The following is a 12,563-nucleotide window of genomic DNA, read 5'->3' as shown; positions in this document are numbered from 1 at the left end:
CAAGGGTCAGAACATGCTGAGCAGCTGGTCGACCGTCGGTTCCGCGTTGCCGTCGCCGTCCGGCAGCTGGAGCTCGAACCAGACGGTCTTGCCGCGCGGGGTGCGGCGCGAGCCCCAGGCGGCACTGAGGAGGCCGACGAGCTGGAGGCCGCGGCCGCCCTCGTCGGTGTCCTTGGCCCGGCGGCGGCGCGGCTGGACCAGGCCCGCGTCCCACACCTCGCAGACCAGGGTGCGGTCGCGAAGCAGCCGCAGCCGGATCTCGCCCTCGCCGTAGCGCAGGGCGTTGGTGACGAGTTCGCTGACGAGGAGTTCGACGGTGTCCACCAGCGGTTCGAGGTCCCAGGCGGTGAGCTGCGCGCGGGCCAGTTCGCGGGCCCGGCCGACCGACCGGGGCTCCCTGGGCAGCCGCCAGTCGCCGACCGCCTCGCTGGGCAGTCCCTGGATACGGGCCATCAGCAGGGCGATGTCGTCCTCGCCGTGCCGGGTGTCGAGGGTGTTCAGGACGTGGTCGCAGACGTCCTCGAGCGGCCGGCCCCGGTTGGTGAGGGCGCTGCGGAAGGCGCTCAGTCCCTCGTCGAGCGGATGGTCGCGGGATTCGACGAGCCCGTCGGTGTAGAGCGCGAGCAACGCGCCCTCGGGCAGGTCGACCTGCACCTCCTCGAAGGGTTCGCCGCCGACGCCGAGCGGCATCCCGGGCGGTACGTCGAGGAGCAGGGCCTCGCCGTCGGGTTCGACGAGGACCGGCGGCAGGTGGCCGGCGTTGGCGAAGGTGCAGCGCCGGGTGACCGGGTCGTAGACGGCGTAGACGCAGGTGGCGAGGTAGACCTCGGAGAGTTCGGGGCCGCGGGCCTTGTGGGCGCGGCCGGACTGCTGGGCGCCGGCGGGGGCGCCGAGGCCGCGGGCGATCTCGTCGAGGTGGGAGAGGACCTCGGCGGGTTCGAGGTCGAGCTGGGCGAGGGTGCGCACGGCGGTGCGGAGTTCGCCCATGGCGACGGCGGCGCGCAGGCCGCGTCCCATGACGTCGCCGATGACGAGGGCGGTGCGGTGGCCGGGGAGTTCGATGACGTCGAACCAGTCGCCGCCGACCTCGGAGCCGACGGTGCCGGGAAGGTAGCGGCAGGCGATGTCGAGTCCGGCGGCCTCGGGGTCGCCGGGGGGCAGCAGGCTGCGCTGGAGGATGAGGGCGCGTTCGTGTTCGCGCCGGTAGAGGCGGGCGTTGTCGATGCAGACGGCGGCGCGGGCGGCGAGTTCGACGGCGAGGGCGCGGTCGCGCTCGCCGAAGGGTTCGCTGCCCTTGACGCGGGAGAACTGGGCGAGGCCGACGACGGTGTCGTGGGCGACCATCGGCACGACGAGGGTGGACTGCACGAGGCTGCCCTCGGCGCCGGGGACGGTACGCACCCGGCCGGTGCGCAGGGCGCCGGCGCAGGCCGAGTTGAACGGGTAGTGGTGGACGGCGCCGACCTTGATGGGGCGTTCGCCGGAGCACGGGTCGCCGCCGGTGGTGGTGCCCGGGTCCGTGCCGGTGCCGGGGTCCGTGCCGGTGCCGGGGTTCGTGCCGGTGCCGGCCTCGTCCTGAGTGGCCGTCTCGCCCGGCGCCGGTACGGCGTCGTCGCCGCTGGGGCGGGGCTTGCCGACGCGTACGGGGTTGTCGGGTACGGCGCTGGCGACGGCGACCCGGCGGAGTTCGGCGCTCCCGGAGCCGTAACCGACGTCCTGGGGGCTGCCCCAGCGTCCGGGCGGGGCCTCGTCGCCGGTCAGCAGCCCCTGGTAGAGGTCGACGGTGGCGAGGTCGCTGAAGCCGGGGACGGTGACGTCGAGCAGTTCGCGGGCGGTGGCCTCCAGGTCGAGGGTGTTGCCGATGCGGGCGCCGGCCTCGTTGAGCAGGGCGAGGTTGCGGCGGGCGCTGGCGGCCTCGCGGGCCGCGTTGTAGCGGCGGGTGACGTCGATGCCGAGGCCGGCGACGCCGATGGGGCGGCCGGAGCCGCTGTGCACGCGGTAGAGGTTGATGGCCCAGTGGCGGCTGTCCTTGGCGCCGGGGGCGGCGCCGACGATCTCCAGGTCGGTGACGGACTCTCCGGTCTCCAGGACCTTGCGGAGCGCGGCGGTCATCCGGTCGGCCTCGGCGCGGGGCAGGTAGTCGTGGACGGTGCGGCCGCGGTGGTCGTCGGCGTTGCCGCCGAAGACGGTGGCGAAGCGGCGGTTGGCGCGCTTCACGGTGAGGTCGGTGCCGAAGAGCAGAAAACCGAACGGGGATTGGCCGAAAATGGCCTGCGAGGCGGCGAGGTCGGTCTCGATACGGCGCAGCGCCCGGACGTCGACCACGATGCACAGCGCGGCCCGCTCGCCGCTCTGGGTCTCACTGGGCATCACATATATCTCGGCGAGGCCGTGCGGCCGGTCCTGACCCGGCATCCGGAACGGGACGAGGCCCGTCCACTCCTTGCCGTCGAGGATCTCGTGGACCTTGCGGTGGCCGCGCTCGCGCAGGTCGGGGGGCATGAACGCGTCCACCGGGTCCTTGCCCCTGGCGTCCTCCGCGGTCACGCCGAACAGCTCGACGGCGCGCCTGCTCCACTGGTCGACCAGCCCGTCGGGGCCGATCGAGAAGGAGGCGACCCGGATGTAGTCATAGATCGACCCGGGCGGGCTGCTCTGCCACATGACACCACTCGGCGTCTCAGGTATCTCGCTCACGCGACCGTCCCCTCCAGCTCACCGCACCGGACCGGCCATGACCGAAGTATTCAGCACCACGGCCCCCGTCGGCACGACGTTCACGATCACAGGGTGGTCTCGTTCGTTTCCGGCCGAGTCCCGCTGATCGTCGTCCCACCCTGTTTACTCACCAGGGAGGGCCAGCTCGAACCACACGGTTTTCCCGTCGTGCCCCGTACGGGTGCCCCAGCGGCGTGCGGAACAGGCCACGAGCTGGAGGCCGCGGCCGCCCTCGTCGTCGGGTCCGGCGGGGCGTTCGGTGGGCTTGTCCGGAAGCGGATCGGAGACTTCCACGAGGAGCGCGGGGCCGTGCCCGGGGCCGGTGCCGTCGGGGCCGACCCGGACCAGGCGGACGCCGATGGGGCCGGAGGCGTAGCGCAGCGAGTTGGTGACCAGCTCGCTCACGAGCAGGACGGTGACGTCGCCGATCACATGGTCGAGGCGCCAGGCCCGGAGGGTGTCGCGGACCGCGTGCCGAGCCGTGCGCACGGCGTTGGCCTCCGCGGGAAAGTGCCATTCCGCGCAGTCGCCTTCGGTGTCGATCACGAGGCCCACGTCCTATTTCGGGGGGTTAATCACGACATACCCGAAATCTGGAGCGGGATATCCCGCCGGTTGGACCCGTCGGCGCACGGTGGCACGAACGGCGTAGGAGCCCGGCCCGCGCGCCCCTGCGGCGCGGCTCCTGCGGCGCATACCCCCGGAGCCGGCTCAGGGTGCGTACGGCACGGCCGGGAGCCGGAGCGCGGCCTCGGCGACGGCGGGGCGGTCCTGGTCGAGCCAGTCGACGGAGTCGAGTTCGTGGCGGGCGAGCCAGCGCAGCTCGTCGTGGTCCTCCAGCGGCTCGGGCTCGCCGGAGAGCAGCCGGGCGGTCCACACCCGCAGCACATAGCCGGGCTTGAGCGGCCATTCGCCGGGGATCCGCTCGACGGTCTCGGTCTCCACCCCGAGCTCCTCGCGCAACTCCCTGACCAGGGCTTCCTCGGGGCTCTCCCCGGGCTCCAGCTTGCCGCCGGGCAGCTCCCAGCGGCCGGCGAGCTCGACGGGGGCGCTGCGGCGTGCGGCGAGCAGCCGGCCGCCGTCGCAGAGGGCGCCGGCGACGACGACCACGACGGGGTCCCGGTCGGTGCGGTGATCGGTCATGAGCCGGAGCGTAACCCGGGCGGCGCCGGGGCCCGCCCGGGTCACCGCCCCGGCCGGTGGCTCAGAGCGCGGGCTGTCCGATGCGCTCGACCCAGTAGAGCTGCTTGTGGCCGCGGGCGTCGAGGCTGTCGGCCACCTTCTGGGCCTCGTCCTGGGTCGCGTACCGGCCGACGCGGTAGCGGTTGCCGTTGTCGTCCTGTCGTATGACCAGCCAGGCAAGGTCGGGACCGCTGTCGCTCATCGGACTTCTCCCTCCGCCGGTCCGGCCACCACGTCTAACGATCTCCTGGAAACCGCAATGCGCATATGCCTGACCTTACGCCTGACCTTTACGCACCGGATACGGGTTTTCACAAAGAGATACGTATCTGGCCAGTAACAACCGGCGGAGGGAGAGTCTCCGGAGCCGCGAGAGGCCCGCAGAAGGCCTACAGGTGAGCCACGAGAGGCCTATGAGACACCTGTGGCGGGGCCGTCGCGGGCTACGGAGCGGGCCGCCGTACGGGCGTTCGCCCGGTGACGGCGGCTCAGCCGGCAAGCACCCCGCGGGCGATGCTCACCGCACCGGCAGGTGATACGCCACCTTGTAGCGGTCGGCCGGGACGACCACGTCGGCGGTCTCGACGGCCCGCCCCGAGGCGTAGTAGGTGCGCTCGATCACCATCACCACATGGCCCGGCACACCGCCCAGGGTCAGCAGCTCCTCCGCGAGTCCGGGGCGCGCGCCGACCTCCTCCACCACGTTGTCCACGACCACGTCGATCGCGGCCATCCGCTCGACGACGCCACAGCCGCCCAGCGGCCCCTCCTCGGGCAGCATCACCGGGCTGCGGCCGGTGACGGCGAGCGGCTCCCAGGAGGTGGAGAGCATCATCGGCTCGCCGCCGTCCCGGAACACGTACCGCGTGCGCATGACCCGCTCCCCCGGCTCGATGCCGAGCCGCTCGGCGACCTCGGCACCGGCCGGTTCCTGCTCGCTCGCCGACTCCCAGGTGCCGCACACCTCTTCGGCGGCCTGCTCCTGACGGAAGGGGCTGGCCCCGGCGGCCGGCCGGTACCCGGAGCGGGCGATCCGGCGCGGCACCGGACGCTCGCGCACATAGGTCCCCGAGCCCGAGCGTCCCTCGACCAGACCCTCGGCCATGAGGACCTTGCGCGCCTCCAGTGCGACGGTGTCGGAGACCCCGTACTCCTCCCGGATCCGTGCCTGCGAAGGGAGCCGGGTGTGCGGGGGAAGCGAGCCGTTGGCGATCTTCTCGCGGAGATCGCTCGCCACCCGCAGATAGGCGGGCTGCTCACCGAACGTCACTGGACACTCCCCTCAGCTTGACTGTCAGCTACAGATTGACAACCGAGGGTGCGCAGCCGCAAGCATGGGCCAGAGTTTCACCCGAAGTGATGACATGCCTTTACGCGGCCCCTCTTCGCAGGTATAGCCACCGAACTCCCGTCGGAATCTCTGACGTTGACGGTTCAACGGCAACGTCCCCGGCGAGGCGGCCCCGATGCGTACGGCGCCCCGTACGTCCACATCCCGTCAGACGCTCTCGCCGCTGCTGTCCTCAAGGGTGTCGGTCAGGCCGAGCGCGCCGCGCGACGCCGACTCGTTGTCGGTCGACAGGGCGTCGTACGCGTCCTCGTAGACCTCCCAGTAGGCGTCCGAGTCCTTGGCCGTGGCCAGCTTCTGCCACTTCGCCGCGGCCGCGTCGAGCCGGCCGGCCAGCTTCTCGACCGGCTCGGCGGAGGTGCCGGACCAGGTGTGGCCGCGCAGGCCGGTGCTCGCCGACGTGACGGCCTGGTGCATCTTGCGGGCCCAGGCCTTGTTGGCCGCCAGGTCGGCGTCCGGGTCCTCGTCGGGCTCCTCGGCGATGACGTCGTCGATCGGGTTCATCGTCCGCAGGAAGTGCAGCTGATGGGCGTCGAGGGTGCTCGCGTCACTGCGCAGGGACTGCGTGAAGGGCGCCTCCTCGGTCGCGAAGGCACAGGTCACCGAGCGGTCGCCGGCCCGCCAGCTCTGCCGGCTGGGGATGTAGTAGTAGACCAGCGCGTCCTCCGGCACCGCCCAGGTGTCCAGCGCGTAGGCGCTGTTCATGCGGTCGCAGCGGTCCTCGGCGAGCTTGTCGATCGCGTCCTCGCCGGGCCACTTGTCGAAGCCGGCGAGCTTGAAGTTGCCGGTGACCTCGCCCTCGTGCGGGCGGGTGCAGGGCACGGTGTCGACGTCCGTCGTGTACGTCTCCAGCTTGCCCTCGACGCGGAAGCAGTCGCCCTTCTTCAGCGAGAACGGCGACTGGGCCGCCGCGGCGTCGTCAAGGCCCTTCTTGAAGCCGCTCCAGAATTCGCCGAGTCCGCCGGTCACCAGGCCGAGGACCACGAGCAGCGTGGCGAGCGAGGAGAGCACGATGCCGGCGACGGCCATCCCCTTGCCCTTCTGCTGCTTCTTCTTGATCTGCGGCAGGGCTATGAGCCCGAGGGCGAGGCCGAGCGGCGGCAGGCAGCAGACGATGCCGGAGACCATGGAGGCCACCGCCAGACCGCTGGTGGACTGCTGCGGCATCCCGTACGGGCCGGGCATGCCGGGCCCGTAGGGGCCGTACGGTCCGACGGGCGGCGAGGTGTACGGCCCGGGCGCGGCGTACGGTCCGGGCACGGGTCCCGGCGCCTGCGGGCCGAACCCCTGACCGGGCGGCTGCGGGGGCTGCTCCGGGGAGGGGGAATCCTGAGGCGGCTTGAACGGGTCCACGAGTACGGTGCTCCTGTTGGGGCGGGAATCCTGAAGGGGTGGGACAGGGCTCCTGGTGGCGGGGATCCTCGCGAGGACACCGGGAGCGCGGATCCAGGGAACCGGATTCACGGTTTCGAATTCAAGGAATCGAACGGGCGCGCGCATCGTACGCGGTCCCGGGGCGGGGGCGACATGTGGGGCTCGACGGTACGTGCGGTCAACGGTCTGACGGCGCGCTGGGCCACCGCCCTCCCGGCCTCGGACACGGCCTCGGACACGGCCCCGCCGACGACCTCGCCGACGGCCCGGGACAAGGCCCCAGACGCAGCCGCGGGCGAGGCCACGGGCACGGTCTTCTCGGCGTGCGGCGTCTGGCCCCTGCTCGCCTTCCTGGCGGACGGCGCGGCCGGTCCGGCCCGGGCGGAGCTGGAGGACGCGCTCGGCGTGCCCGCCGAGCGGGCGGCGGAGGCGGCCCGTGATCTGCTCGCCGGAGTCGAGCGGATCCCGGGGGTCGGCTCGGCGGTCGGCCTGTGGACCCGGCCGGACGTGGAGCCGCACGGCTCCTGGGTGGCCGGACTGCCCGCGGCGACGCTCGGCCGGCTCGGCCCCGACGACGCCGAGAACCAGCGGGAGCTGGACGCCTGGGCCGCGAAGCGCACGGATGGCCTGATCCCGACCATGCCGGTCACCGTCGACGAGACCTCGAAGCTGGTCCTGGCCGTCGCGCAGGCGCTCAGGACGAGCTGGCTGCGCCCGTTCTGGGAGGGCGGGATGCTTCCCGACTCCGGCCCGTGGGCAGGACGCGAGCTGGCCGCGCTGCACCGCACGACCGGTCTGCTCGACCGGGTCGGGGTGGCCGAGACGGACGCGGGCCCGCTCACGGTGTTGAAGGTCCTGGGCGGCACCGGGATCGACGTGCACCTGCTGCTCGGACCGGACGAGGCGGACCGCGGCACCGTCCTGAAGGGCGGGCTCGACGTCCTGTCAGGCACCTGCCGGACCGTTCCGGGTGACCTGCTGCCGCTCGGCGAGCCGGGCCCCGGCCTGAACGTCCGCCACGTGCGCAGCACCTCGCGCGACCCGTATCTCGCGGTGACGACCTCGCCGTTCTCGCTCACCGCCGAGCACGATCTCCTCGCCCACCACGAGGTGTTCGGCCTCACCACGGCCCGGGACCTGGAGCGGGGCCACTTCCCGGGGATCAGCGACTTCCCGCTGGCGCTCACCCAGGCCGCCCAGGCGACCGTGGCGCGCTTCGACGCGCAGGGGTTCGAGGCGGCGTCGGTGACGGCGTTCGCCGCGGCCGCCGGGTGCGCCGCGCCGCGCACTCGACACGTGGTCCGCCGGATCGACCTGGATGTCGACCGCCCCTTCGGCTTTCTCGCCGTACACCGCACCTCGCGTCTGGTGCTCATGGCGGGATGGGTGAACGAACCCGTGCCGTACGTCTTCGACGAGGAGTGAGCGAGGGGCGGTCGCCGTCACGGCGACCGCCCCTCGGTCCATCACTCGATCACTCGATCACTCGGTCACTCAGGCACTCAGGCACTCAGGCACTGAGTGGACATCAGACCGGTGGTCAGAACTGCAGTGCCCAGGAGTCGATCCGCCCGGTGTCCCAGTAGGCGTTGTCCGTGACCCGGAGCTTCCACGTGCCGTTCGCGACCTCCGAGGAGGCGTTGACGGTGTAGGTGGTGTTGATGTTGTCCGCGCTGCCGCCGGTGCCGAAGGCCTTCAGCGTGTACGCGGTCCCGTCGGGCGCGATCAGCTGGACCTGGAGGTCACCGATGTAGGTGTGGACGATGTTCACCGGCACCTGGAGACCGGAGGGGGCGTTGCCGCTGATCCCGCTGACGGTGATCGGGGACTCCACGGTCGAGTTGTCGTTGATCGCGTAGTCCGCGGTGTTCTCGAAGCGGTCGCCGGTGGGCGGCGGGGTGGTGCCGCCGTCGCCGACGTACAGGAGCTTGTTCGGGGAGCCGGTGCCGGGGCTGGTCACCACGTTCGGGGTCGCGGCCGTGGTGAGCGCCGAGGAGACCTGCGACGGGGTGGCCGTCGGGTTGGCGCCCAGGTAGAGGGCGGCGGCGCCGACGACGTGCGGGGTGGCCATCGACGTACCGGAGATGGTGTTGGTGGCCGAGTCGCTGCTGTTCCAGGACGAGGTGATCGAGGAGCCCGGGGCGAAGATGTCCAGGATGCTGCCGTAGTTGGAGTAGCTGGCGCGGGCGTCGGAGGACGTGGTGGCGCCGACGGTGATGGCCTCGGCGACGCGGGCCGGCGAGTAGTTGGACGCGTTGGCCCCGTCGTTGCCGGCGGCGACGGCGTACGTCACACCGGAGGCGATCGAGCGTCGGACGGCGTCGTCGAGGACGGTGTCGACACCGCCGCCGAGGCTCATGTTGGCGACGGCCGGCTTGACGGCGTTCTGGGTCACCCAGTCGATGCCGGCGACGACCTGCTCGGTGGTGCCGGAGCCGGAGTTGTCGAGGACGCGGACGCCGACGATCTTCGCCTTCTTGGCGACGCCGTACGAGTTGCCCGCGACGGTGCCGGCGACGTGGGTGCCGTGGCCGTGCCCGTCCTGCGCGGTGTTGTCGTTGTCGATCGCGTCGTAGCCGTAGGAGGCCCGGCCGCCGAAGTCGCTGTGGGTGATGCGGACGCCGGTGTCGATGATGTATGCCGTGACGCCCTGGCCCGCGCTGTCCGGGTAGGTGTAGCTCTGGTTGAGCGGCAGGGCCTTCTGGTCGATCCGGTCGAGGCCCCAGGACGGCGGGGAGGGCTGCGTGCCGTCCACGTGGAAGACGCGGTTCTGGCTGACGGTCTCGACGGCCGGGTCGGCGGCGAGCTTCTTGGCCTGGGCCTCGGAGAGCTCGACCGAGTAGCCGTTGAGCGCGGCCGTGTAGGTCCGCTTGATCTTCGCGCCGAACTTCGTCGCCACCGCCCGGCCCTGCGCGGTCTCCGCCTGGGCGGCGGACTCGCGGAGGGTGACGATGTAGCTGTTGGCGACGGTCCCCTCCGCGCCGGCGTTCAGGATGACGCCTTCGGCGGCGGTCCCGGCGGCGTTGGCCGGGAGGGCGGAGAGGGAGCCGAGCGCGAGGGCCGCGACGGCTATGGCACCGGCCGCGGCGAGTCTGCGCCGCGAATCACGCATCACGGACATGTGAGGGGTCCTCCTCATAGGTGGTGCGTTGCTGTGGGGGTCGTGGAGCAATCGGCAGGGACATGACAAGACAAACGCGAGGGATCCGCGCCGCTCGTCATCTCCGGTTGCCTGGCGAAAGATTGACCGATCCATAGGAATCCCACAAGGGTTCCGAGCGCCTTGACACGCCCGCTTCACACCACTGCCATCCTGGGATCATGACGACCTACGTGTGCCCGCGCTGCGACGTCCGCTCCCCCGCATCCGCCCTCACCTGGTGTTGTCCCCGCTGCCGCGGTCCCTGGGACCTCGATTTCACGAGCGCGCCGGTGCCGCGGAACTCCCTCGCGTCCCGCGTGAATTCACTGTGGCGTTACACCGAAGCACTGCCGCTCGCCACCGAGCACCCGCACATCACCCTCGGCGAGGGCCGCACCCCGCTGGTCCCGCTCACCGAGACGGTTTCGGCCAAACTCGACTTCCTCATGCCCACCTTGTCCTTCAAGGACCGGGGCGCCGTGATGCTCGCCGAGCTCGCCCGCCGGCTCGGCCCCCGCTCGGTGCTCGCCGACAGCAGCGGCAACGCGGGGACGGCGGTCTCCGCGTACTGCGCCCGCGCCGGGCTCGACTGCTCCGTCTATGTACCGGAGGGGACCTCCCCCAAGAAGCTGGAGCAGATCCGCGCCCACGGCGCGCACCCGGTCATCGTCCCCGGCGACCGCGAGGCCACCGCGCGGGCGGCCCGCGCCGCGGCCGACGAGCCGGGGGTCTTCTACGCGTCGCACGTCTACAACCCGCACTTCCTGCACGGCACGAAGACCTACGCGTACGAACTCTGGGAGGACCTCGGCGGCCGGCTCCCCGACACCCTCGTCGTCCCCGTCGGCAACGGAACGCTGCTGCTCGGCGTGGCCCTCGCCGTCGAGGAGCTGTACGGGCACGGGCTCATCGACCGGCGCCCCGCGCTCGTCGCGGTCCAGGCCGAGGCGGTCGCGCCCCTGGCCACCGCCTTCCACGCGGGCGCGGACGAGCTCACCGGCCCGGCCGTCCCCGCCCGCCCCACCCTCGCCGAGGGCATCGCCATCCCGGCCCCGCCCCGCGCCGCCCAGATCCTGCGCGCCGTACGCGCCTCCGGCGGCACCTTCCGCACCGTGACGGAGGACCAGATCCGGGCCGCCCAGCTCGACCTCGCCCGGCGCGGACTGTACGTGGAACCGACCGGGGTGGCCTGCTGGGCGGCCGTACGGGCGGCGCCGGAGCGTCCCGGCACAACAGTGGTGCCGTTGTGCGGCGCGGGCGCGAAGACGGGCCTGGCTCAGTCCGTCCAGTAGGTGTCGTGCTTGACGAAGAACTCCGTCCGCTCCTCGTCGGTCATGCCGGCGACGGTGGACACCTTCTCGAAGTACTCCTCGCGGGGCGCGCCGGGCGCGAACAGCAGGAGCATGGAGGAGGGTTCGTCGGAGTCGTTCCGGAAGGCGTGCAGGCCGCCGGTGGGCACATACAGGAAGTCGCCCTTCTCGGCGTCGACCCATCGCTCCCCGTCGTAGAGCCGGACCGTCCCGTCGAGGATGAAGAAGGTCTCGGAGATGGTCCGGTGGAAGTGGGTGGCCGGGCCGCCCGCCTTGGCCTGCATGTCGATGCGGTAGAGGCCGAACTCGCCGCCGGTGGAGGCGGTGGTGGCGAGGTAGTGGGTGCGGGTGCCGCCCGGGGAGACGAACTCCGGGGGCGTGCCGGCCGGGCGGTACGCGGCGCTGATCTCGCCGGTCTCGCCGTGGTAGCGGACTTCGGGGTACGACATGGGTTGCTCCGATCGTCAGGGGGACGGGGAAGAGGAGGCGCCGGCACGCGGTCCTGCCCCTCCTCCCCCGTCCCTCCGACTAGAACTCGTCGGCGCCGTTGCGGAGTTCCCGGGTCCAGTAGCCGGTCTTGGCGGCGGCCTCGTCGACCGCGATCCCGCCCGCCGGGGCCTTGACCACGATGCTGCCCTCGGTGGGGGCGTCTCCGGTGAAGAGGTTCACGTCGAAGGAGTCGACGACCTTGTTGTCCTCGTGGACACCGCCGAGGGAGATCCGGACATTGGCGTACGCCGGGGCACCGGGCTGCAGCACGACCGCGGCGGCCGGCTTGCTCTTGGCGACGGCCGGGATGTCCTTGGCGGTATGGATCTCACCGAAGGCGATCAGCGGGTAGCCGTCGAGCCGGCAGGCGCGCGCGGACTGGTTCACGGCGGTCAGCACGATGTGCTCGGTCGGCGTCTCGTCGGCCTTGGCCGCGCTGATCCGCACGTCCTTGAAGGTGCAGGACACCGTCTTCCCGGTCTTCCCGCTGTTCGCTGCGGCTGCCTTCTGGGCCCCGGTCCCGGCCGGAGCCTGGGTCTCAGCCCCGGCCCCGGCCTCGGTCCCGGTCCCGGTCTCGCCGGTGGTCGAGGCAGCCGACGTCACCGGCGCCGAGGCCGTCGTCGACGCGTGGCTCGTGGCCGCGCCCTCGTCCCGCGTCCCCGTGTCGTCCCCGCCACAGGCGGTCAGCCCCATGGAGAGGACGGCGACGGCCGCGACGGCCAGGACGGTGTTCTTACGATGCGTACGCGTGCTGCGCATGGTGGTTTCTCCCCCGTGCAAATCGGTCGGTCGGCGCGCGCTCGGCGCCATGACACCACGATCCCTGCCGGCCTTGCCGTCCCGCTGTCGCCTCGCTAACGCCCCGCTGCCGCAGGCTCCGGGCCGGAATCCGGGGGGGGGATTCCGGGGGGATTCCGGCGGTGAACGCAGAAAAGCCCCGCACCAGAGGTGCGGGGCTTTCCCACAATGATTGTTCGGCGGCGTCCTACTCTCCCACAGG

The 12,563-nt window shown here is 72.0% G+C and carries 11 protein-coding genes; 2 read left to right on the top strand and 9 right to left on the bottom strand.

The features are described 5' to 3' along the window. Positions 1 to 6: 6 nt before the first annotated feature. From AB0M18_RS33675 to AB0M18_RS33650, 6 genes are all read right to left on the bottom strand, one after another. Positions 7 to 2,664 carry a SpoIIE family protein phosphatase gene (locus AB0M18_RS33675; protein WP_365764855.1) on the bottom strand — a complete coding sequence of 886 codons (2,658 nt, stop codon included), beginning with the start codon at positions 2,662 to 2,664 and terminating at the stop codon, positions 7 to 9. Between the two features lie 177 nt (positions 2,665 to 2,841). Beyond that, complete coding sequence (locus AB0M18_RS33670; RefSeq protein WP_365764805.1) at positions 2,842 to 3,264, bottom strand: ATP-binding protein; 423 nt, start codon at positions 3,262 to 3,264, stop codon at positions 2,842 to 2,844. Between the two features lie 165 nt (positions 3,265 to 3,429). Next, positions 3,430 to 3,861, bottom strand: a complete 432-nt coding sequence (locus AB0M18_RS33665) for a (deoxy)nucleoside triphosphate pyrophosphohydrolase (protein ID WP_365764803.1) — start codon at positions 3,859 to 3,861, stop codon at positions 3,430 to 3,432. 61 nt (positions 3,862 to 3,922) lie between these two features. Continuing rightward, entirely contained in the window at positions 3,923 to 4,102 is a 180-nt protein-coding gene (locus AB0M18_RS33660) for an SPOR domain-containing protein (protein ID WP_365764801.1), read from the bottom strand. A 315-nt stretch (positions 4,103 to 4,417) separates the two neighbouring features. Beyond that, positions 4,418 to 5,170 (bottom strand): GntR family transcriptional regulator, encoded by a 753-nt coding sequence (locus tag AB0M18_RS33655; protein WP_365764799.1) that lies wholly within the window; start codon positions 5,168 to 5,170, stop codon positions 4,418 to 4,420. A gap of 228 nt (positions 5,171 to 5,398) precedes the next feature. Beyond that, positions 5,399 to 6,601 (bottom strand): DUF4190 domain-containing protein, encoded by a 1,203-nt coding sequence (locus AB0M18_RS33650; RefSeq protein ID WP_365764797.1) that lies wholly within the window; start codon positions 6,599 to 6,601, stop codon positions 5,399 to 5,401. Between the two features lie 174 nt (positions 6,602 to 6,775). Here AB0M18_RS33650 and AB0M18_RS33645 point away from each other — a divergent pair, with 174 nt between their 5' ends. Next, a complete protein-coding gene (locus tag AB0M18_RS33645) occupies positions 6,776 to 8,047 on the top strand; it encodes a serpin family protein (RefSeq protein WP_365764795.1) in 1,272 nt (423 codons plus the stop codon). Between the two features lie 115 nt (positions 8,048 to 8,162). Here the strand turns inward: AB0M18_RS33645 and AB0M18_RS33640 are convergent, their stop codons facing one another. Then, the gene (locus AB0M18_RS33640) at positions 8,163 to 9,743 is read right to left on the bottom strand and encodes a S8 family peptidase (RefSeq protein ID WP_365764792.1); all 1,581 of its coding nucleotides are present in this window, start codon (positions 9,741 to 9,743) and stop codon (positions 8,163 to 8,165) included. 200 nt (positions 9,744 to 9,943) lie between these two features. Here AB0M18_RS33640 and AB0M18_RS33635 point away from each other — a divergent pair, with 200 nt between their 5' ends. Continuing rightward, positions 9,944 to 11,056: a threonine synthase gene (locus AB0M18_RS33635; protein ID WP_365764790.1), complete on the top strand. Its 1,113-nt coding sequence runs from the start codon at positions 9,944 to 9,946 to the stop codon at positions 11,054 to 11,056. Here the strand turns inward: AB0M18_RS33635 and AB0M18_RS33630 are convergent. Both AB0M18_RS33630 and AB0M18_RS33625 read right to left on the bottom strand, forming a co-directional pair. Further along, positions 11,041 to 11,523: a cupin domain-containing protein gene (locus tag AB0M18_RS33630; RefSeq protein ID WP_365764788.1), complete on the bottom strand. Its 483-nt coding sequence runs from the start codon at positions 11,521 to 11,523 to the stop codon at positions 11,041 to 11,043. The two genes, AB0M18_RS33635 and AB0M18_RS33630, sit on opposite strands and share 16 nt — an antisense overlap. 79 nt (positions 11,524 to 11,602) lie before the next feature. Continuing rightward, positions 11,603 to 12,322 carry a DUF4232 domain-containing protein gene (locus AB0M18_RS33625; protein ID WP_365764786.1) on the bottom strand — a complete coding sequence of 240 codons (720 nt, stop codon included), beginning with the start codon at positions 12,320 to 12,322 and terminating at the stop codon, positions 11,603 to 11,605. Between the last annotated feature and the right edge of the window lie 241 nt (positions 12,323 to 12,563).

Origin of the sequence: Streptomyces sp. NPDC051909 (genome assembly GCF_040681095.1) — a bacterium.
In the GTDB taxonomy this organism is placed as follows: domain Bacteria; phylum Actinomycetota; class Actinomycetes; order Streptomycetales; family Streptomycetaceae; genus Streptomyces.
The sequence above is the reverse complement of the archived record's forward strand: the minus strand, read 5'-3'. Positions and strand labels throughout refer to the sequence as shown.

What these genes read in the sequence shown, in the direction of transcription:
- AB0M18_RS33645 (WP_365764795.1), top strand. Translation starts at nt 6,776, where the DNA reads ATGTGGGGCTCGACGGTACGTGCGGTCAACGGTCTGACGGCGCGCTGG.
- AB0M18_RS33675 (WP_365764855.1), bottom strand. Translation starts at nt 2,664, where the DNA reads ATGTGGCAGAGCAGCCCGCCCGGGTCGATCTATGACTACATCCGGGTC.
- AB0M18_RS33635 (WP_365764790.1), top strand. Translation starts at nt 9,944, where the DNA reads ATGACGACCTACGTGTGCCCGCGCTGCGACGTCCGCTCCCCCGCATCC.
- AB0M18_RS33625 (WP_365764786.1), bottom strand. Translation starts at nt 12,322, where the DNA reads ATGCGCAGCACGCGTACGCATCGTAAGAACACCGTCCTGGCCGTCGCG.
- AB0M18_RS33660 (WP_365764801.1), bottom strand. Translation starts at nt 4,102, where the DNA reads ATGAGCGACAGCGGTCCCGACCTTGCCTGGCTGGTCATACGACAGGAC.
- AB0M18_RS33665 (WP_365764803.1), bottom strand. Translation starts at nt 3,861, where the DNA reads ATGACCGATCACCGCACCGACCGGGACCCCGTCGTGGTCGTCGTCGCC.
- AB0M18_RS33640 (WP_365764792.1), bottom strand. Translation starts at nt 9,743, where the DNA reads ATGTCCGTGATGCGTGATTCGCGGCGCAGACTCGCCGCGGCCGGTGCC.
- AB0M18_RS33630 (WP_365764788.1), bottom strand. Translation starts at nt 11,523, where the DNA reads ATGTCGTACCCCGAAGTCCGCTACCACGGCGAGACCGGCGAGATCAGC.